8 protein-coding genes are annotated in these 18715 nt (G+C 67.8%); 4 read left to right on the forward strand and 4 right to left on the reverse strand.

Going from position 1 to position 18715, the window contains the following annotated elements:
* Positions 1-445: 445 nt before the first annotated feature.
* The 3 genes from recD to recC are packed head-to-tail and all read right to left on the reverse strand — an operon-like array spanning position 446 to position 9472.
* A complete protein-coding gene (gene recD / locus AC3WOS_RS14695; protein WP_492716764.1) occupies positions 446-2401 on the reverse strand; it encodes an exodeoxyribonuclease V subunit alpha in 1956 nt (651 codons plus the stop codon).
* Positions 2385-6053, reverse strand: a complete 3669-nt coding sequence (recB, locus tag AC3WOS_RS14700) for an exodeoxyribonuclease V subunit beta (protein ID WP_492716765.1) — start codon at positions 6051-6053, stop codon at positions 2385-2387. The genes recD and recB overlap by 17 nt, the downstream gene beginning before the upstream one ends.
* On the reverse strand, positions 6050-9472 hold the full coding sequence (recC, locus tag AC3WOS_RS14705; RefSeq protein WP_492716766.1) for an exodeoxyribonuclease V subunit gamma: 3423 nt from the start codon (positions 9470-9472) through the stop codon (positions 6050-6052). The genes recB and recC overlap by 4 nt, the downstream gene beginning before the upstream one ends.
* A gap of 224 nt (positions 9473-9696) precedes the next feature.
* On the opposite strand from recC, the gene AC3WOS_RS14710 reads away from it, so the two are divergent.
* Positions 9697-10077, forward strand: coding sequence for a hypothetical protein (locus AC3WOS_RS14710; protein WP_492716767.1), 381 nt, complete (start codon positions 9697-9699; stop codon positions 10075-10077).
* Positions 10078-10113: 36 nt separating this feature from the next.
* Here AC3WOS_RS14710 and AC3WOS_RS14715 read toward each other — a convergent pair whose 3' ends face one another.
* Positions 10114-13494: a CHASE domain-containing protein gene (locus tag AC3WOS_RS14715; protein ID WP_492716768.1), complete on the reverse strand. Its 3381-nt coding sequence runs from the start codon at positions 13492-13494 to the stop codon at positions 10114-10116.
* Between the two features lie 244 nt (positions 13495-13738).
* Here AC3WOS_RS14715 and AC3WOS_RS14720 point away from each other — a divergent pair, with 244 nt between their 5' ends.
* The 3 genes from AC3WOS_RS14720 to AC3WOS_RS14730 all read left to right on the forward strand — a co-directional run.
* A complete protein-coding gene (locus AC3WOS_RS14720) occupies positions 13739-15505 on the forward strand; it encodes a CehA/McbA family metallohydrolase (protein ID WP_492716769.1) in 1767 nt (588 codons plus the stop codon).
* Positions 15506-15659: 154 nt separating this feature from the next.
* Positions 15660-17567: a putative bifunctional diguanylate cyclase/phosphodiesterase gene (locus AC3WOS_RS14725; protein ID WP_492716770.1), complete on the forward strand. Its 1908-nt coding sequence runs from the start codon at positions 15660-15662 to the stop codon at positions 17565-17567.
* Positions 17564-18715: HAMP domain-containing protein (locus AC3WOS_RS14730; RefSeq protein WP_492716771.1), on the forward strand; the 1152-nt coding region annotated here is incomplete at its 3' end. The genes AC3WOS_RS14725 and AC3WOS_RS14730, both read left to right, overlap by 4 nt.

Below are 18715 nucleotides of genomic sequence, written 5' to 3' on the forward strand. Positions count from 1 at the left end.
GACTCTATCTCCACACCAGCACGGCACACCCGCCTCATGCCAGAAAATGACACTTACGCGCCAACAATTAGCATAATCCGGCCGGCATGCGCCGCCGACAGGCAGCCAGTGCGGCATAACGCGACGGCAAATCAGGCGTTACCCCGCCTGGATACCACTTATGAATCGAGGAGAATAATTGCGGACAAGATAAATAGCGAGATAAGTGGGGACGGGATAAATGGGGACGTACCCCATTTTAAAAGATGGAATATAAAAAATGGGGTACGTCCCCATTTTCTTAATAACTGTTTCACCCCATTCTTTAAAAAAAAGGGGTACGTCCCCATTTTTTTTCGCTCGCCGCTTTCTCCCATTATTTGCCTGTGAGATATCGCGTGACTTTTGCTCGGCTTGCTATTTATTGTTTTCCGGTCGCCAATTATTTTAAATATCGTCGGGTGGCTTAGTTATCCAGCAGGCCACGCAAACCGGACGCGCGCTGGGTGCGCTGGGCGATGGCTTCCTGTAGCAGCTGGGCGCTGGGCGAGACGAGGGTGAAGTAGCTGCGGGCGCGCGTGATGCCGGTGTAGACCAGCTCGCGCGCGAGGCCGCTGCCGCCGTCGCGCGGCAAGGCCAGCACGGTGTGATTGAACTCGGAACCTTGCGATTTGTGCACCGTCATGGCGAACGCCGTTTCCACATTGCGCAGGCGGGTGGCCAGCACGCTGCGGATGCGGTCGCCTTCCGAGAAGTACACGCGCAAGGCGCCGGGACGGGCCGGGTCGGCCAGCGTCAAGCCGATGTCGCCGTTGAACACGCCCGTGCCGTAATCGTTGCGCGTGACCATGACGGGACGGCCCACATACCATTCGCCGCGCCGCCGTATCAGCCCCGCCGTTTCCAGCCTTTGTTCGATGACTTCGTTCAGCCCGGCAACGCCCCACTCCCCTTCGCGCACGGCGCACAGGATGCGGAACGCTTCAAACTCTTGCAGCACGGCGGCGACCCAGCCGTCATGCCCGCCCCCTTCCGGCGCCCCGGCCCGGATCAGCTTCAGATAAGCCTGGTAGCCGCCGCCCACGCCGGCCCGGCCCGACAGGGCCAGTTGCACCACGTCGGCCTGCTGGGCCGGCTCTATCCACGCCACCGTGCCGTCGGTCGTGCCGCGCAGCACTTCCTGCGCCTTGATACTGTCACCCGCGTTGACGGCCAGCGCCAGCGCGCCGATCGGACCGCCGAATCGACGGCTCTGCCGCAACATCACCGTTTGTTGTGCGATCGGGCCACCTTGGCCGTGGAACGTAACCGGTACGGCCTGGCCGGTCGCGGCGGCCACGTAATCCAGCGTGGCCTCGTCGTAGCCGCCCGTCTCGGCCTGATGACACAAGTCGCCCAACACGGCACCCGCCTCGACGGAGGCGAGCTGGTCCTTATCGCCGAGCAGGATGAGCCGCGCATGGGATGGCAAGGCCGCCAGCAGCGAGGCCATCATTTCCAGGTGGATCATGGACGCTTCGTCCACGATCAGGACGTCAACTTCCAGCGGATTGCCCGCATGATGCTGGAACGCCCGCGTATCGGGCCGGGCACCCAGCAGGCTGTGCAGGGTGCGGGCCGCGCCCATGCGGGCCGCCAGCTCGTGCAGCGGCAGGGCCGGCCCCACCTTGGCGGCCAGCACGTCCAGCGCCTGGTCTATCGATTGCTTGAGCCGGGCCGCCGCCTTGCCCGTGGGCGCCGCCATGGCGATACGCATGCCGGCCTTGTGCTGGCCTTCGGTGGCGAACAGCAGCGCCAGCAGACGGGCCACCGTGTAAGTCTTGCCCGTGCCGGGACCGCCCGTGATGATGCCCAGCTGGCCGCGCATGGCGACGGCGCAGGCGATCTTCTGCCAGTCGGCGCCCCCTTCGCGGGGCGCGTGGTCGAACAGCACATCGAGCCAGCGCCGCACTTCGACCACATCCGGCGCCTGCACGGCCAGCGCCCGGCTGCGTACGGCCTGCGCCACCTGGGTTTCGTCGCGCCAGTAGCGGCGCAGGTAGAGCCGTTCGCCGTCCAGCACCAGCGGCTGCTGGAAGTCCAGGTCGCCCACGGGCCACACCTGGTCGGAGCCGGCCAGCGCGGCGCGCCAGGCAGCCACATCTTGCGGCCAGTGGCCCACTGCGTCGCGCAACGGTTGCCACTGCTCTTGCGTCCAGCCCATCAGGACGGCCGGCGCGGCGGCCAGGTCGGCCAGCAGCAGGCAGCTGTGGCCGCGTCCTTCCAGTTCCGACAGCAAGGCGCACGCCACCATCAATTGTGGCGTACTGCCGCCAACGGAGCCGATAAAGCGCGCAAATGCGCCGCTCAGGCGCCGCAACTGGCCGCCGTCGGTCAGCTCGTCCAGCACGGCGAACAGGGCCGGCTCACGCATCATGGTCATAGGCAAGCTCGTTCGTTTCGTCCAGTAAGTGATCCAGTCCGTCCAGCAAGATCAGGTCCGGCGCCAGCAGGTAGCAGCCGTGCGTTTGCGGATGGGCGATGCCGCGCAGGAACAGGAAGATGGCCCCGCCCAGGTGTTGGGCAGGGTCGTAGGCCGCGCCCAGCCGGCTGCGCAGCAGACGGTGCAGGGCCAGCATGTAGATCGCGCCCTGGATGTCGTAACGGTGCTCGGCCATGCCGGCCGCCAGCGCCTGCCGGTGGTAAGCGCTGTCGCCCGCGCCCAGGGCGTTGGACTTGTAATCCATCACCCAGTAACGGTTTTCATGCTCAAACACCAGATCGGTAAAACCTTTCAACATGCCGTGCAGCTGGCGCTCCGGCAAGGCTGGCCGGGGCACGCCATCCAGCAGATGCGTGCGGCACAAGCGGTCCAGTGCGCCGGAACTGAGCCGCTCGCTGGGGAACCAGAACTCCATCTCCGGCAAGGCCGTGGTGATGCGGCACAGCGGCGCGCCCAGTTCCGGCAAGAGCGTGCCGGCGATGGCGCGCAGCCAGGCTACCGTATCGTCCAGCCGGTGGCTCCAGCCGGCCCGCTCCACGCGCCGCGTCAGCGCCGTCTCGAAATAGTCGCGCTCGACGATGTCGAAGCCTTCCTGCCCCATCCATTCCAGTTGTTCATGCAGGAAATTGCCGGGCACGGAACCGCGCGGAAAACGGTGCCAGGGCGCGTCTTCCGTGCGCGCCATCGCAGGACTGTCTTCCGATTCCAGCAATTTTTCCTGCAAGGCATGGCGCGGCACGGGCGCGCCGCCGGCGGGGCCCGTACGCCGCGCCAGCGAGCTGAAGCTGCCCACCGACCAGTCGCGCTCAAAACTGCCCGTGTACGGCGCCGTCTCCAGCAAAGGCGGCCGCTGCTCGACCCGCTCCAGCACCGTGAATTGCTGATCCTGCGCCAGCGCATGGATGGCGATGGCGGCGCAATCGCCGCGCAGATACTGCCAGCGCTCCAGCAACAGCTCGACCGGCAAGCTTTCGCCGCCCGTCAACAGATAGCCCAGGGCCGATTCATGCAAGGTATTCTCGCCCGCCTTGCGGCCGGCCAGCGCGGCCACGCCCAGCCACAGCGCGTGACGGGCCCGGGTCAGCGCCACGTACAGCAGACGCAAGTCTTCCTCGATGCGGGCCCGCTCCACCGCTTCCAGCGCCGCATCCGTCAGGGCCAGGTCGATCTGGCGCGCGCCGGCATCGTCCGTGTATTCGAAGAAGCTGCGATTGCGCCGTTCCACCTTGCGCGCCGTGACGGCGAACGGCAGGTACACCAGCGGATATTCCAGGCCCTTGGATTTGTGGACCGTGACCACCTTGACCAGTTCCGCATCGCTTTCCAGCCGCAGCACCCGTTCGTCGCCGCCGTCCGTGCCGCCGTCGATCTGCTCGGCCAGCCAGCGTATCAGCGCCTGCTCGCCATCGAGCTGGCGGCTGGCCGATTGCAGCAATTCGGCCAGGTGCAGCAGGTTGGTCAGGCGCCGCTCGCCGCCGGCCTGCGCCAACAGCGCGGCCGGCAGCCCCAGTTCGTGGATGAAGCGGCGCAGCATGGCCAGCACGCCCTGGCGCTGCCAGACGATGTGCAGCGCCTTGAGCTGCTCCACCCGCTCTTCCCATACCAGTTCGTCCGACGTGAGGCGGGCCAGTTCGGCCAGCGGCAGCCCGGCCGTGCGGGTGGCGAAGGCGGCGCGGGCCAGCGCGCCGTCGAGCGGATTGGCCAGCGCCGACAGCCAGCGCAGCACGTCTGCCGCCTCGTCGCTGTCGATCACGGAATCCTTGTCGGACAGGTAGACACTGGCCACCTTGCGCCGCTGCAGGGCGCGCCGGATGGCGGCGGCCTCCCTGCGGTCGCGCACCAGCACGGCGATGTCGGCCGGCTGCAGGCGCACAAAGCCCTGCGGGCTGTCGAAGCCGGCCCGTTCGTCGTTCAGCTGCGCCACGATGTGTTCCGCGCAGTGGTGGGCGAAGAAGTCCAGATAGCCTTCCTTGCGCATGTCCGGCGCCGCCGTGCAGCACACGGCCATGGCTTGCACGTCGCCGGCCGCGTTGACCAGCCGTTCGGCGCGGCCCCGCGCGCCCACGGCCTCGAACGGCAGCGGGTTGACGCCATCCTTGCGGAAGCGGAAGGCGCCGCGCGGGAAGCCGGTGCCCTCGCCCGCCCCTTCCGCGTGCAGGAACAGGCGGTTGACGGCATCGACCACGCCGGCCGTGGAGCGGAAGTTGGTGCCCAGCTGGTAGTGGCGGCCCGTGGTGGCCAGCCGCGCCGACAGGTAGCTGTGGATGTCGGCGCCGCGGAAGCCGTAGATCGACTGCTTGGGATCGCCGATCAGGAACAGGCCATGGCGCGGGTCGTTGTCGGCTACGCGGTACAGCAGGTTGAAGATCTGGTACTGGTTGGGCGCCGTGTCCTGGAACTCGTCCACCATCGCCACCGGATACTGTTCCGTGATGCGCTTGCGCAGCGCCTCCGCGTTCTCGCCCTGCAGGGCCGCGTTCAGGCGGTCCAGCATGTCGGCAAAGCCGAACTGGCGGTTGCGCCGCTTGAGCTCCGCCATGCGCCGCGCCACGCTGGCCGCCGCGTGGCGATACAGCGCGTGCGACAGCGGCGCGATGGCCGCCAGCGCCTGCTGCAGCGGCGCCATGGCGTCGAAGTCGTCGGGTACGTCGGCCGCGTAGCCTTTCGAATACGCGTCCGCGATGCCGTCCGGCGTGAGCCGCTTCCAGGCCGTGGCCGAGATGTCGGGCATCAGCTGATGCGGCGCCTGCGCCCACGCGCGCAGGCCGTCGAACCAGGCCACCAGCGAATCGGCGCGCATCTTGTTGCCGTTGAAGCATTTGGGGTTGGCTTCGCGCTGGGCCGCGATCCACTGCTCCATGCGGCTGGCGCGCGCGTGCCAGTCCTGCTTGAGCGCCACCAGCGTGGCTTGCTGTTCGCGCAGCACGCGGGCGATCAGCAGCGCCAGTGGTTCCGTGCCCTCGTCGGCGGCGCCGTCGGCCCGCCTGGCCAGTTCGCGCACGGATTTCTTCAACGCTTCCACGTCGCCCCAGCAGGACAGCAGCGCTTCCAGCGCGCCGGCGTTGAGGGGATAGACTTGCTGGCGCCAGTAGTCGTGGGCCGCATCGTCGAACAGGGTTTGCTCGTCGCTCACCAGTTCCTCGTCGAACAGGCTGCCGCTGTCAAAGGCGTGCTCGCGCAACATGCGCTGGCACCAGGCGTCGATGGTGAAGATGGCCGCTTCGTCCATCGTCTCGGCCGCCAGCATCAGGCGGTGCGCGGCCTGCTGGCGCGCCGCGTGGTCGGGATACGATTCCAGCAGGGCGTCCAGATAGTCGTCCGGCCGCGCCGTCTGACCACGGAAGTAGGCAGCCGCCTCCACCAACCGTTCGCGCACCCGGTTCGACAGCTCGCGCGTGGCCGCGCGCGTGAAGGTCATCACCAGGATATCGGCCGGCAGCAGCGGGCGCATATAGCCGTCCTCGCCGCCGTGGCCCAGCACCAGCCGCACATACAGGGCGGCGATGGTCCACGTCTTGCCGGTGCCGGCGCTGGCCTCGATCAGGCGCGAGCCGTGCAGCGGGAAGGTCAATGGTGCCAGCAGTTGCGTCATGCGTGTTCCCCGTCGTCGGCGATCTGTTCGACCGTGATGTGATCCTTGAGCCAATCGGCCAGCGGGCCATACAGGGCCTGGGCGCAATCGGCCCACAATTCCTCGGCCGACAGCGCGGCGAAGTCCGGCCACAGGCGCGCCAGGCACAGGTCTTCGTTCTCGCCCTTGATTTCGAAACCGCCGTCGTACACGGCGCGCGGGTCGCCGCCCTGGGCCAGCGCCAGCGCCGTCTTGCAGGCCGTGGGCAGCGGGCGGTGCATGCCGTCGCGCCAGATGCTGACCAGGTCGTGCAGCGCCTGCAGCGCCGCGCCCTGCTCCAGCGGCGCCATGGTGACGATGGCGTCACGCGCCACCAGGTAGCCGGTGACGGGCATGCCGGCCGCCGCCGCGGCCAGCTGGCGCAGCCACATGGGGATCAGCTTGTCGCCACGCGCCTGGCCGGCCTTGTCCGTCACCTTGGACGACATCTGCGTCAGCCACACGGTGTCGCTGCCGTTGCTGCGCAGGTGGTCGAGCCAGTCGTCCAGCGGCACGCCCGACAGCTCCAGGCTCAGGGCCAGCTTGGGCGCGGCCTGCGGATAGTGCTGGCGCAGCGTGAGCCAGGCGCAGCGCACGGGCACCAGCGCGTCCACCAGTTGGCGCTGCCACTGCTGGCCGATCAGGCCGATGGGCAGCACGCCTTCGCGCGCCAGCCGCTCGGCGCGGGCGGACAGGTGGTCGCGCACGTCCTCCAGCTGCTCGGCGTCGGCGCCCTCGTCGTCCAGCATCACGTCTTCGAGCAGATAGCGTTCCAACGCGTTGAGCGAGAACGGTTCCTCGTCCTCGCCCACCATTGCCGCCTCGCCGAAGATCACGCCCAGGCGCTGGCGGAAGAAGTAGCGCACCGGCTGGCGCAGGAAGCTGGCCAGCGCCGACAGCTTGAGCCGGTACTTGTCATCGATCTCGAACGGCGGCAGTTCGGCCGCGCCCTGCTGCGCGTCCTTGTCGGCGTGGGCGGCGCGCCACTCGCCGGCATAGGTCAGCAGGCCGCCGGCCTCGAAATAGCGGCGGCTGAACGGCTGCAGCGCATGCTCGGTGGTGCGCGCGTGCAGATCCAGGCCCCAGCCGTTGACGAGGTAGTCGCGCAGCTGCGACACCAGCACCGACGGCGGCTGTTCGCTGTTGTCGCGCACATTGCGTCCCACCCAGCTCACGTACAGTTTGTCGCGCGCGGCCAGCAGCGCCTCCAGCATCAGGTAACGGTCGTCGTCGCGGCGCGAACGGTCGCCGGGGCGGGCCATGCCCGGCTGCGCCAGCAGGTCGAAGTCGGCCTTGGGCGCGCGGCGCGGGAAGTCGCCGTCGTTCATGCCCAGCAGGCACACGACGCGGAACGGCACGGCGCGCATCGGCATCAGCGTGCAGAAAGTCACGCCGCCGGAGACGAACTGGTGGTCCAGCGTCGGTTCGTCCAGCGCACCAAGCCACGCCTCGCGCAGCACGGCCAGCGGCACGGCTTCGTCGAACTGGGCCGCCTCGCAGGTGGACAGCCAGTGGTTGAGCGTGTCGCTGAGCTGGGCCAGCGTGAGGCGGTCATGCTCCTCGGCGCCGTCGAAGAAGGTGGCCAGCAGCGCCCGCGCCTGCACGCCCCAGTCGGCCGGGGAACGGGACCGGGCCAGCAGCGCGCGCCAGTGCAGCAGCGCTTCCAGCAGCTGCGCCAGCGAGCCGGCCAGGGCGGCATCGAGGCCGCCCACTTCCGCGTACGGTTCGATGCCGGCGAAACTGGCGCCCCCGCCGCTGGCGTAGCCGAGCAGCATGCGCCGCACGCCGAAGATCCACGCATTCTGTTCGCCGGCCGAACCCAATCCCAGGCCGTCGCGGTGGGCCTGGTCCAGGCCCCAGCGCACGCCGGCCCCTTCTATCCACAGGCCCAGCGTGGGCAAGTCTTCCGGCCCCAGGCCAAAACGGCTGGCCAGCGCCGGCACGTCCAGCAAGTCGCGCACTTCGCTCTGGCGGCAGCGCTGCTGGGGCAATCGCAGCAGCCATTCCAGCGCCACCAGCAGCGGGTTGACGCTGCGGTCCTTGACATCGGCGATCTCGAACGGGATGTAGCGCGGGTCGCTGCGCTTGTGCTGGGCGAACACGGCGTGGATGGCGGCCGAGCAGGTGTCGATGTCGGGCACCATCACCACCACGTCGCGCGGGCGCAAGGGCGTGTCGCCGCCGGCCGCGAACATGGCCAGCAGTTGGTCGTGCAGCACTTCCACCTCGCGCTGGACGCTGTGGGCGACGTGGAATTCGATCGAGCGGTCCGTGTCCGGCGGCGCACAGTGGGGATGCTCGGACAGGGGCAGCAAGTCGCGTACGGCGGCCTGCACCTGGCCCAGCAGGGACTCGGCCTCGCCGTCGCTGAACAGGTCGACCCGCAGCGGCGCGCTGCCCTCGTCGCCCTGCGCTTCGGCGGCGGCTGCCGCCTCGGCGTCGAATTCGTCGAGCATGCGGATGAAATCGCGGCCCTGGCGCCCCCAGCTGGCCAGCAGCGGGTGGCTGTGGGCGTGCAGTTCTTCCAGCGGGATCTGGCCCAGGTCCTGGCCGTTGCGCAGCTGCTGGCGGCGGTGGGCCGCGCGCAGCAGGTCGCGCCCTTCGATGATGTCGCCCCAGTAGAACTGGCAGGGATTGGGCACGGCCAGCAGCACCTGGGTATGGCGTGCCAGCGAGGCCAGCGCCTGCAGGCTCTGGTACGGCAGCGCCGACACGCCGAACAGCACGATGCGGCGCGGCAGGCGCCCGGCCGGCGCCGCGCCGGCGCCGATGGCGCGCACGAATTCCGTGTGGACAGTGGCCCGGCCCAGTTCACGCTCCTCCGGCGCCACGTCGGCGATCACGGCCCGCCACAACTGGCCTTGCCAGCACTGGTCGGGCGGCAGCGGTGCCGTTTCGCCGCGCGCGCTGCGCAGCTGGTCGCGCCCGGCGGCCCAGTCGGCCAGCCAGTCGGCACGGTACACCTGGTACTGGTCGAACAGGTCGGCCAGCCGCTCGGCCAGCTGCAGGCGGCGCTCGGCCTCGCCGTCGGCCAGGAAGTGGCGCAGCGGCGCGAACACGGGCTGGCCCAGCAGCGTGGGCAGCAAGCGCATCAGGCGCCACGTGAGGGGGCCCTTGTCGAAGGCCGACAGGGCCGGCACCCGCTCGCGCCCCAGCATGCCGCGGTAGGTATCCCACAGGAAGCGGGCCGGCAAGGCCACGCGGGTGGCGGCGCACACGCCCAGTTCCTCGGCCAGGGCAATCTTGAGCCATTCGGCCACGCCGTTCGACTGCACCAGGAAGATATCCTGTTCCAGCGGCCCCAGCGGATGGTTGCGCAGCCACTGGAACACGGCCGCGCGCAGCTGTTCCATCTGGTTGCCGTGCAAGATCAGCAGGCCGGGGGTGACGCTCGAATGCATGGGACTCCGTTTCGTGGCTGGCGCCGGGTTGGCGCCATGCGCATTATCGCCGCTGGCGCGACTCTGCGCAGCCCCCTGGGCAGGGGATGGCCGATCTTTTTACCGCCGGCGGCGGCGATCACGCAATATTTGGAGAGAATTTCACACTGCAAGATACAGTACCATCAATGCGTTTCCAGCCCTTGGAGTACCGCATGTCGTTTCGCCCCGCAGGATTTTGCCTTGTGTGTGCATTGGGAGCGGCTGCCGCTGCGGTCCAGGCGAGGGGCGTCGAGGAAGTGCCGCCGCCCCACTATTCCATTTCCATCCAGGGCACCGGCATCGCCGGGCGCACGCTGGAGCTCGATGCGCCGCCCTACAGCAAGACGGTGGTCGAATCGCTGGGCGACCTGACGGTGGAACTGACGCCGCGCCAGAACGACGATCCCAACGGCCCGGCCGTGGTGCGCCTGCTGCGCAATTACGAAGGCGCGCGCCTGCTGTTGCACACTGCCAAGGTGGCCGCCCGCAGCCAGGGCAAATGGCAGTTGGCTTATCTGATTTGCAACGACACGGTGACTTTCATGTCGCCCGCGCCGCAAAATCCGCCCGGCTGCCGGCCTTAATTCCCCCCGCCGCCCTCCGCATGCCCGGCGCCGGGCTCAGCCCGGCGCCAGCGCCAGCAATTCCTGCGCCACCAATTCGTTCAGCTGGGCCAGCGTAGTGTGCATCTGCGCCACCAACTGGCGTGCCCGCGCGAGGTCGGGCTGCTGGCGCATCTGCTCCAGCGCCAGGCACAGGTTACCAAAACGCATGGCGCCGACCGCCCGCGCCGAGGACTTGATGCGGTGGCCCAGTTCCGACAACTGCGGCAGGTCACCGTTGGCCAGCGCCGCGTCCACCTCCACCATACCGTCCCGGGCCGAGGCCAGGAACAGCATGGCGTACTTGCGCATCTTGTCGGGCTTGTTGCCGAAGGTCTGGCCCAGGGCCACCAGGTCGAACATTTCACCGTCCTCAGCGGGCGGGGCCGCGCCCTGGACGGAGACGGCCGGCGGGCTCGCGGCACCGATGGCGGCCGGGGCCGGAGCGCCCGGCATTGGCGTTGCGGCGCCTGGCGTTGCAACGGCCGGTGTCGCAGCGTTTGGCGTCACGACGGGCGGTGCGCCCGCGTCTGGCGCCGCAACGGCGGGTTTGGCGGCCGCCGTGGCGCCGGCTTCCACCGCCATCGCGGCAGCGGCTGGCCCTGCCGCCGGGGCCGGGGCAGTTTTCGGCACCGGGGCGGCGTCCGGTGTTGCGGTGGCTACCGCTGGCGATACCGGCGCGGCGCCCGGCGCCGGGCCGGCGGCCGACGGCGCGGCCGACGGCACCGGCAAGACCACGTCCGGCACCAGCACGGCCGGCGGCGCGTTGGCCGGGGTCAGCGGCCCGGCCGCCCGCGCACGCTGGTTCATCCATTTCGACAGCACGTTGAACAGCAGCTGGGGCGCGATCGGCTTGGTCACGAATTCGTCCATGCCGGCCTCGATGCAGCGGCGCTGGTCTTCGCGGCCCGCGTTGGCCGTCATGGCGATCACCAGCGTGGCCTGCAGCCGGGGGTCGGAGCGGATCAGGCGGGTGGCCTCGAAACCGTCCATGACGGGCATCTGCACGTCCATCAGCACGCAGTCATAGCGCTGGCGCAACAGCATGTCGATCGCTTCCTTGCCGTTGTTGGCCACGGCCACGGTGGCCCCCGCATCTTCCAGCAATTCCTGCCCCACTTGCTGGCTGAAAATATTGTCTTCCACCAGCAGGATGGAGGCGCCCCGTATGCTGTCGAGCACGTCCGGCTGGACGGCATCGTGGTCGGGTTCAAGGAAACTGGTGCCCTTGGCCAGGCGCGCCGTGAACCAGAACGTGCTGCCTTCGCCCAGCCGGCTTTCCACGCCCACCGTGCCGCCCATCAGTTCGGCCAGCTGCTTGCTGATGACCAGGCCCAGCCCCGTGCCGCCGTACTTGCGGGTGGTGGAGGTGTCGGCCTGGTGGAAGGACTGGAACAGGTTGCCCATCTGGCTCAGCGTCATGCCTATGCCCTCGTCCTGCACTTCGAAGCGCACCAGCGTCGTGTTGTCGCGGTCTTCCACGGGGCGGGCCCGGACGTGGATCTTGCCGTTCTCGGAGAACTTGATGGCGTTGTTAGTGAAATTCAGCAGCACCTGCTCCAGCCGCAGCGGGTCGCCGCGCAGCTGGTGCGACAGGCCGGGCCACACTTCGTACACCAGTTCCAGCCCCTTGCGCGCGGCGCTCTCGCCCAACTGGCTGGAGAGGTTGCTCAGCAACGTATCGAGCGCGAAATCGGCCACTTCCAGTTCCATCTTGCCGGCCTCGATCTTGGAAAAGTCCAGGATGTCGTTGATGATGCCCAGCAAATGCTGGCTGGAATGGAAAATCTTGCCCAGGTAATCGCGCTGCTTGGGGTCGCTCACGGCCTTCAGCGCCAGGTGGGCCATGCCGATGATGCTGTTCATCGGGGTGCGGATTTCGTGACTCATATTGGACAGGAAATCGCTCTTGGCCTGGTTGGCCGCGTCCGCCTGTTCCTTGAGCTTGTGCAATTCCGTCACGTCCGTCGACAAGGCGATGACGGCCGTCTCGGCGCGGTCGATCTCGACCGGCACCTTGACCGTCCACAGGTGGTGCACGCCGCCGTCGCCGTCGGTGTATTGTTCCTCGCCGGCCCGCTTGACATTGTCGGCAAACACGGCGCGGTCCTCGGCCCAGGCCGCATCGGCGGCGGCGGCCGGCATCAGGTCCCGGTCCAGCTTGCCGATGATGTCCTGCACGGGCACACCCAGCACCTGCGCCACCTTGGCATTGGCATAGATGTAGCGCCGGTCCTGGCTCTTCATGTAGACCCGGGCGTCGATGTTGTTGAGCACGGTATCGAGCAGCAGGCGCTGCTTGATGGCGCTGCGGCGCGACGAATACAGCATGAAGAAATAACCGTAGATTAACATCGTGCCGGCAAAGCCCGTGCCCAGCGCGATGGTGGGGAAATAGCTGTCGAACACGGTGAGCAGGTCGGCCTTGCGCACCACGAAATGGGCCTTCCACAAGCTGCCGTTGAAGTCGATGGGCAGCACGGACTGGAAATATTCGGCCAGGTGGCCGTCCGGCACCGTGCTCGCCTGCATGGAGCCGTTGTCGTTGAACAGCAAGCGGTCCGTCTTTTCGATCACCAGGCGGCGCTGTTCGACGTCGGTGCTGCCGTCCGCGTACAAGGTCAGGTGGACCTGGCGCACGGCCATCTCGTCAATCGCGCCCTGCACCAGCTTGGGCACGCTGAAGCCTATGCCCACCGTGCCCAGATAGGCGGCGCGCCGGCTGGGCACGTCGGTCAGGTCCATGCCGCGCCGGTACACGGGCAGGCGCATGCCCAGGCCGATGTGCGGCGTGGGCAGCTTGACGACGATGGGCTGGCCCGACGCGCCCACCTGGCCGCTGTCGCGCGACAGTTCCATGGCGCGGTCGATGGCGGGATTGGCGGCGATGTCGACGCCCATCTTCTCCTTCGCCAGCGCGGTCGGCTCCAGGTAGGTCAACACCGCGTAGTGCGGACGCCGGCCGGGCGGCTTGATGTCGAAATTGGGGTAGCCTTGCGGCACCAGCGAGCGGTCGGCCCGCACCGACGCCACGAAAGCGTCGCGCTGGCTATCCATCACCAGCGGCGCCCACGTCAGCGCCTCGATGGCGGCGAAGTGCTGCGGCAAGTCCAGGCTGTCGACGTACTGGTGAAATTGCAGGCGGCTCAGCTGGTCGGTGGTCTGGAACAGCGCCACCAGGCCCCGCACCAGGTCGGAATACGATTTGACGCGGGCCGAAATGCTGTATTGGGTGCTGCGGGTCAGGTTCTGGAAACGTTGCTCGGCGTCGTCCTCCACCGTTTTCAGCGCGGCCGCGTACAGCGTCATGCCGACCGCCAGCGCCAGTGACGCGCCCACGCCCCAGATCAGCATGCGCGAACTCGTCACTGCCTTTCTCAGGTTAGCCAATGTGCGCATCGTCCATCACTTTATGTCTGAATAAAACCAGGCCACGACAGCCTGCGCGGGACGCCCGATCAAAAGAAATTTGCATCACAGCAGCATACTATTAATGACGCCGGGTAACCATGTTTACCTGCAAAAGCCCGGCCTTGTTATCGGCGTTGCGACATATATCAACAGTCATGCGGCCTGATTCGCGCGCGATGCGGAACCGGCGGCATCCCCTTGCGCTCTAACGTTCAGTTGCAAGGAGATAGTTGTGGACGCGAACGCCAAGCGGAAGGCAGCCGCTATATTAACGGGAAGCGCGCCAACGTGCAGCGGCGCGCGCGCAACTGCGGCGGCGCTGACAGCGCTGGCGGCGCTGGCGTCGATCACCTGCGCCGGCACGGCCCAGGGCCGCCAGGCCGAGCCGCCCGACCACCGCGAATTCGACGCCGCACTCGACGTTCCCTACCGCGCCAGCGCCGGCGCGCCGCGCACCATCACCATGCACCTCAGCTATCCCGACCAGGGCCGGCGCCACCGGGCGTGGTGGCGGCTGACGTTGCAGGGATCAAACGGCGCCCCGCTGCGCAGCTGGCACGGCAGCGCCATGCTGGGCGCACAGCCGCGCACCATCACGCTGCGCTGGGATGGCCGCCCGGCCGGCGCAGCGGCGGGCGCGGCCGATGCTCCCGCTGCCCGCTACCGCCTGCGGCTGCACGCCGTGGCCGGCACCAGCGTCATCGACCAGGCGTGGCCCGTCTCGGCCGGCAACGCCCCCATATTGCCGCTGCCGCCGTTCCATCCGATGCGGGCCCACGCGGCGCGCGCGACGGGCGCCGACCAGCCGCCGGCGCCCCCGGCCACCGTGGCTGCCGCGGCCGCCGACGCGCCGCCGTACACCGTCTATTACGGCAACCTGCACAGCCAGACCAACCACAGCGACGGCGGCGGCGACCTGGCCCACTGCACCGGCGCCCAAGACCCGCAAAGCGCCGCCCTCGGCCCGGCCGACGCCTATGCCTACGCCCAGGCCCACGGCCTCGATTTCCTCATGACGTCGGAACACAACCACATGTACGACGGCTCGGACGGCACCAATGTCAACGCCGATCCGCAGCAAGCGACGGCCCTGTACCGGCGCGGCTTGCAGGAGGCGAGCGACTACAACGGGGGCCACCCCGGCTTTCTCGCCATCTACGGCCAGGAATGGGGCGTGATCGCCAACGGCGGCCACCTGAACATCTTCAACAGTCCGGAACTGCTGGGTTGGGAGCGCAACGGCAGCGGCCAGTTGCTGGCCGACACAAAAACGGCCAAAAGCGACTACGCCGCCCTGTACAGCCTGATGCGCAGCCGCGGCTGGCTGGGCCAGTTCAACCATCCGGCCCCCGGCCAGTTCAAGGCTGGCGGCGTGCCATTGGGCTACACGGCCGACGGCGACGAAGTCATGGTGCTGTGCGAAGTGATGAACAGCAGCGCCTTTTCCCGCAGCACGGACGAGAGCGAAAGCCATCGCAGCAACTACGAGGCCGCATGCGACCAGTTGCTGGAGGCCGGCTATCATCTCGCCTTCAGTTCCGACCAGGACAACCATTGCGCCAACTGGGGCGCCTCCTACAGCAACCGCAGCGCCATCCTGTTGCCCGGCGACACAGCGCTCGACAGCGCCGGCCTGCTGGCCGCCCTGCGCGCGCGCCGCGTGTTCGCCACCATGGACAAGCAGGCGCAAATCCTGTTCACGGCCAACGGCCACCTGATGGGCGAGCGCTTCGCCAACTGCGGCCCGCTGGCACTGAGCGTGCGCTACGCGGGCGGGCCGGGGCGCAGCGCGGCCGAACTGGCTATCATCGAGGGAGTTCCGGGGCGCAACGGCACCGTCAGCGAGCTGGCGTATACGGCCGATACCACCTTCACGCCCGCGCCCGGCGAGCATTTCTATTACGCCAGGCTGACCCAGGACGACGGCAAGCTGCTGTGGTCGGCCCCCGTGTGGGTCAGCCAGCAGGCTGGGCAGCTATCGTGCGCTGCATTGAAATAATTTCCGCTAATCTTTTTCGTTCAGGAAATACCGGGCCGGCCATTGCTGCGAAGACAGATTGCCGGCTCCGCATTTTGCTTGACTCCAAGGCACACTGGCGTATCTTTCAAGTCACAAGATGACCGCGCCGACCTCACCCGATTGAAGCTACGCCGTGCATATTCCGAAAGTGCTCCTGGTCAACGACGACCCTGCCAGCCTGTTTGCGCTGGAGAATTTGCTGGCGGACTCGGCCCGGCAGAACGGCTATCAGCTGTTGACGGCCGGTTCCGGCAAGGAAGCGTTGCGCCAGGTGCTGCGCCATGAGTTCGCCGTCATCCTGCTCGACGTGAGCATGCCGGCCATGGACGGTTTCGAGACGGCCGAGGCGATCCACTCCCATCCCCGCTCGGCCGACGTGCCCATCATCTTCATCACGGCCCATTATGCGGACGAAATGAACCGCCTCAAGGCTTACCAGAAAGGCGCCGTCGACTACCTGTTTACGCCCGTGATCCCGCAAATCCTGCAGACCAAGGTCGAAGTGTTCGTCGAGATAACGAAAAAGAACATCCAGCTGCGCAAGAAATCGGACGAACTGGCGCGCCTGAACCAGGACTTGCGGGTGCAGCGCATGCAGGACCTGGAACGCATCAACCAGGAACTGGAAGCGGAGATCAAGGAACGCAAGCAGGCCGAGCAACGGGCCCACGAACTGTCCACGCGCGACGTGCTCACCAACCTCGTCAACCGGCGCTCGCTGATCCAGCAGCTGGAACACGCGGTCGCGTCGGCCGACCGCCACGGCACCCAGTTCGCCCTGCTGTTCCTGGACCTGGACAAGTTCAAGGAAGTCAACGACCACTATGGCCACGAAGTGGGCGACGAGCTGCTGCGCCAGGTGGCGGCCAGGCTGACGGCGGCCGTGCGCGTGTCGGACGTGGTGGCCCGGCTCGGCGGCGACGAATTCGTGGTCCTGATCGAAGGCGAACGGGCCGCCGCCAACGCGGCCCGCGTGGCGCGCAAGATCGAACAGGCCGGCGCCCGGCCCTACCTGATCGGCTGCCACCGCATCATCAGCGCGCCCAGCGTCGGCATCGCCCTCTATCCGCAGGACGGCAACAACGCCGGCACCCTGATGCGCAACGCCGACCTGGCCATGTACCAGGCCAAGCAGGACGCCGGCTGCAGCATCAAATTCTTCCACGAAGAGCTCAACGCCCGCGAACGCGAACGGGAATTGTGGACGCGCGAACTGGAGCAGGCGCTGGAGCAGGACCAGCTGGAGCTGCGCTACCAGCCGCAGGTGGCGCTGGAGACGGGCCAGGTGCACTGCGCGGAAGCGCTGCTGTACTGGCGCCATCCGCGCCTGGGTCTGATCCCCGGCCCGCAGTTCCTGCCCTGCGTGCACGACCGCGCCCTGCTCGACCGGCTCGACGCCTGGGTCATCGCCAACGCCTGCGCCCAGGTGGCCACCTGGCACGACGCGCCGCCGGCCTTCCGGCTGGGCGTGGCATTCAACCTGGCCGCGCCCCAGCTGCACGCGGAACTGGCGAAGCAGCTGCTGCCGGTCTTGCGGCGGCACCGGCTGCAGGCCGGCAGCGTCACGCTCGAACTCAATGAAACGCTGCTGTTTGGCGCCGGCGACGACGCCCTGCCCCTGCTGCGCCAGCTGCAGGCGGCCGGTGTGCGGCTGGCGCTCGACCACTTCGGCAGCGCCCACTCGTCGCTGGCCACCTGCAAGCGGCTGCAGTTCGACGCGCTCAAGATAGACCGCGCCTTCGTGCACGCCATCGGCTGCGAACGTGGCGGCACCGACATCGTGGCCGCCGTGATCCACCTGGCGCGGGCGCTGGCCATGCAGGTGGTGGCGCTGGGCGTGAACCACGAGAAGCAGCTCGACGAGCTGCGGGCCCAGGGTTGCGACTACTACCAGGGCGAACTGTATTGCCAGCCCATGCCGCCGGCCGACCTGATCACCCATCTGCACCACACCGGCGCCGCCTGCCCGGCACGCGCGCCCTGCTCGACCAACGCCACCAACCCCACCAACCCTCCCAAGCCTAGAGGACCACGCCCATGAACAATATGACCGACATGCGCGAAGAGCTCGATATCAAACTGCTGCTGGCCACGCTGATGGCGCTCAAGAAAGGTGACTTCACGGCCCGCATGCCGTCCGACTGGACCGGCATCTCGGGCAAGATCGCCGATACGCTCAATGAACTGATCGAGACCAAGGAAAAGATGGTCAAGGCGGTGACGGAGGTGAGCCGGGTGGTGGGCCGCGAAGGCCGGCTGACCCAGCGCGCCTCCGTGCCCAACGTGGTGGGCGGCTGGGCCACCATCATCAGCTCCGTCAACACCCTGATCGACGACCTGGTGCGTCCGACCACGGAAATGGCGCGCGTGATCGGCGCCGTGGCCAAGGGCGACCTGTCGCAGACCATGGCGCTGGAAGTGGACGGCCATCCGCTCAAGGGCCAGTACCTGCGGGCGGCTACCACGGCCAACACCATGGTCGAACAACTGTCGTCGTTCTCCTCCGAGGTCACGCGCGTGGCGCGCGAGGTGGGCACCGAGGGCAAGCTGGGCGGCCAGGCCCAGGTGAAAGGCGTGGCCGGCACCTGGAAGGACTTGACCGACTCGGTCAACTCCATGGCCGGCAACCTCACCTCGCAGGTGCGCAACATCGCCGAGGTGACGACGGCCGTGGCCAACGGCGACCTGTCGAAGAAGATCACGGTGGACGTGCGCGGCGAAATCCTGCAGCTCAAGGACACCATCAACGTGATGGTGGACCAGCTGCGCTCCTTCGCCTCCGAAGTGACGCGGGTGGCGCGCGAGGTGGGCACCGAGGGCAAGCTCGGCGGCCAGGCCTACGTGCCCGGCGTGGGCGGCACCTGGAAGGACTTGACCGACAACGTGAACTTCATGGCCTCCAACCTGACGGGCCAGGTGCGCAACATCGCCGCCGTGACGACGGCCGTGGCCAACGGCGACCTGTCGAAAAAGATCACGGTGGACGTCAAGGGTGAAATCCTGGAACTGAAGAACACCATCAACGTGATGGTGGACCAGCTGTCCTCGTTTGCTTCGGAAGTGACGCGGGTGGCGCGCGAGGTGGGCACCGAGGGCAAGCTGGGCGGACAGGCCCAGGTGAAAGGCGTGGCCGGCACCTGGAAGGACTTGACGGACTCGGTGAACTCCATGGCCGGCAACCTGACGGGC

Source organism: Rugamonas sp. FW305-51 (assembly GCF_058786935.1).

What these genes read in the sequence shown, in the direction of transcription:
- recD (WP_492716764.1), bottom strand. Translation starts at nt 2,401, where the DNA reads ATGACCATGATGCGTGAGCCGGCCCTGTTCGCCGTGCTGGACGAGCTG.
- AC3WOS_RS14715 (WP_492716768.1), bottom strand. Translation starts at nt 13,494, where the DNA reads ATGCGCACATTGGCTAACCTGAGAAAGGCAGTGACGAGTTCGCGCATG.
- recB (WP_492716765.1), bottom strand. Translation starts at nt 6,053, where the DNA reads ATGACGCAACTGCTGGCACCATTGACCTTCCCGCTGCACGGCTCGCGC.
- recC (WP_492716766.1), bottom strand. Translation starts at nt 9,472, where the DNA reads ATGCATTCGAGCGTCACCCCCGGCCTGCTGATCTTGCACGGCAACCAG.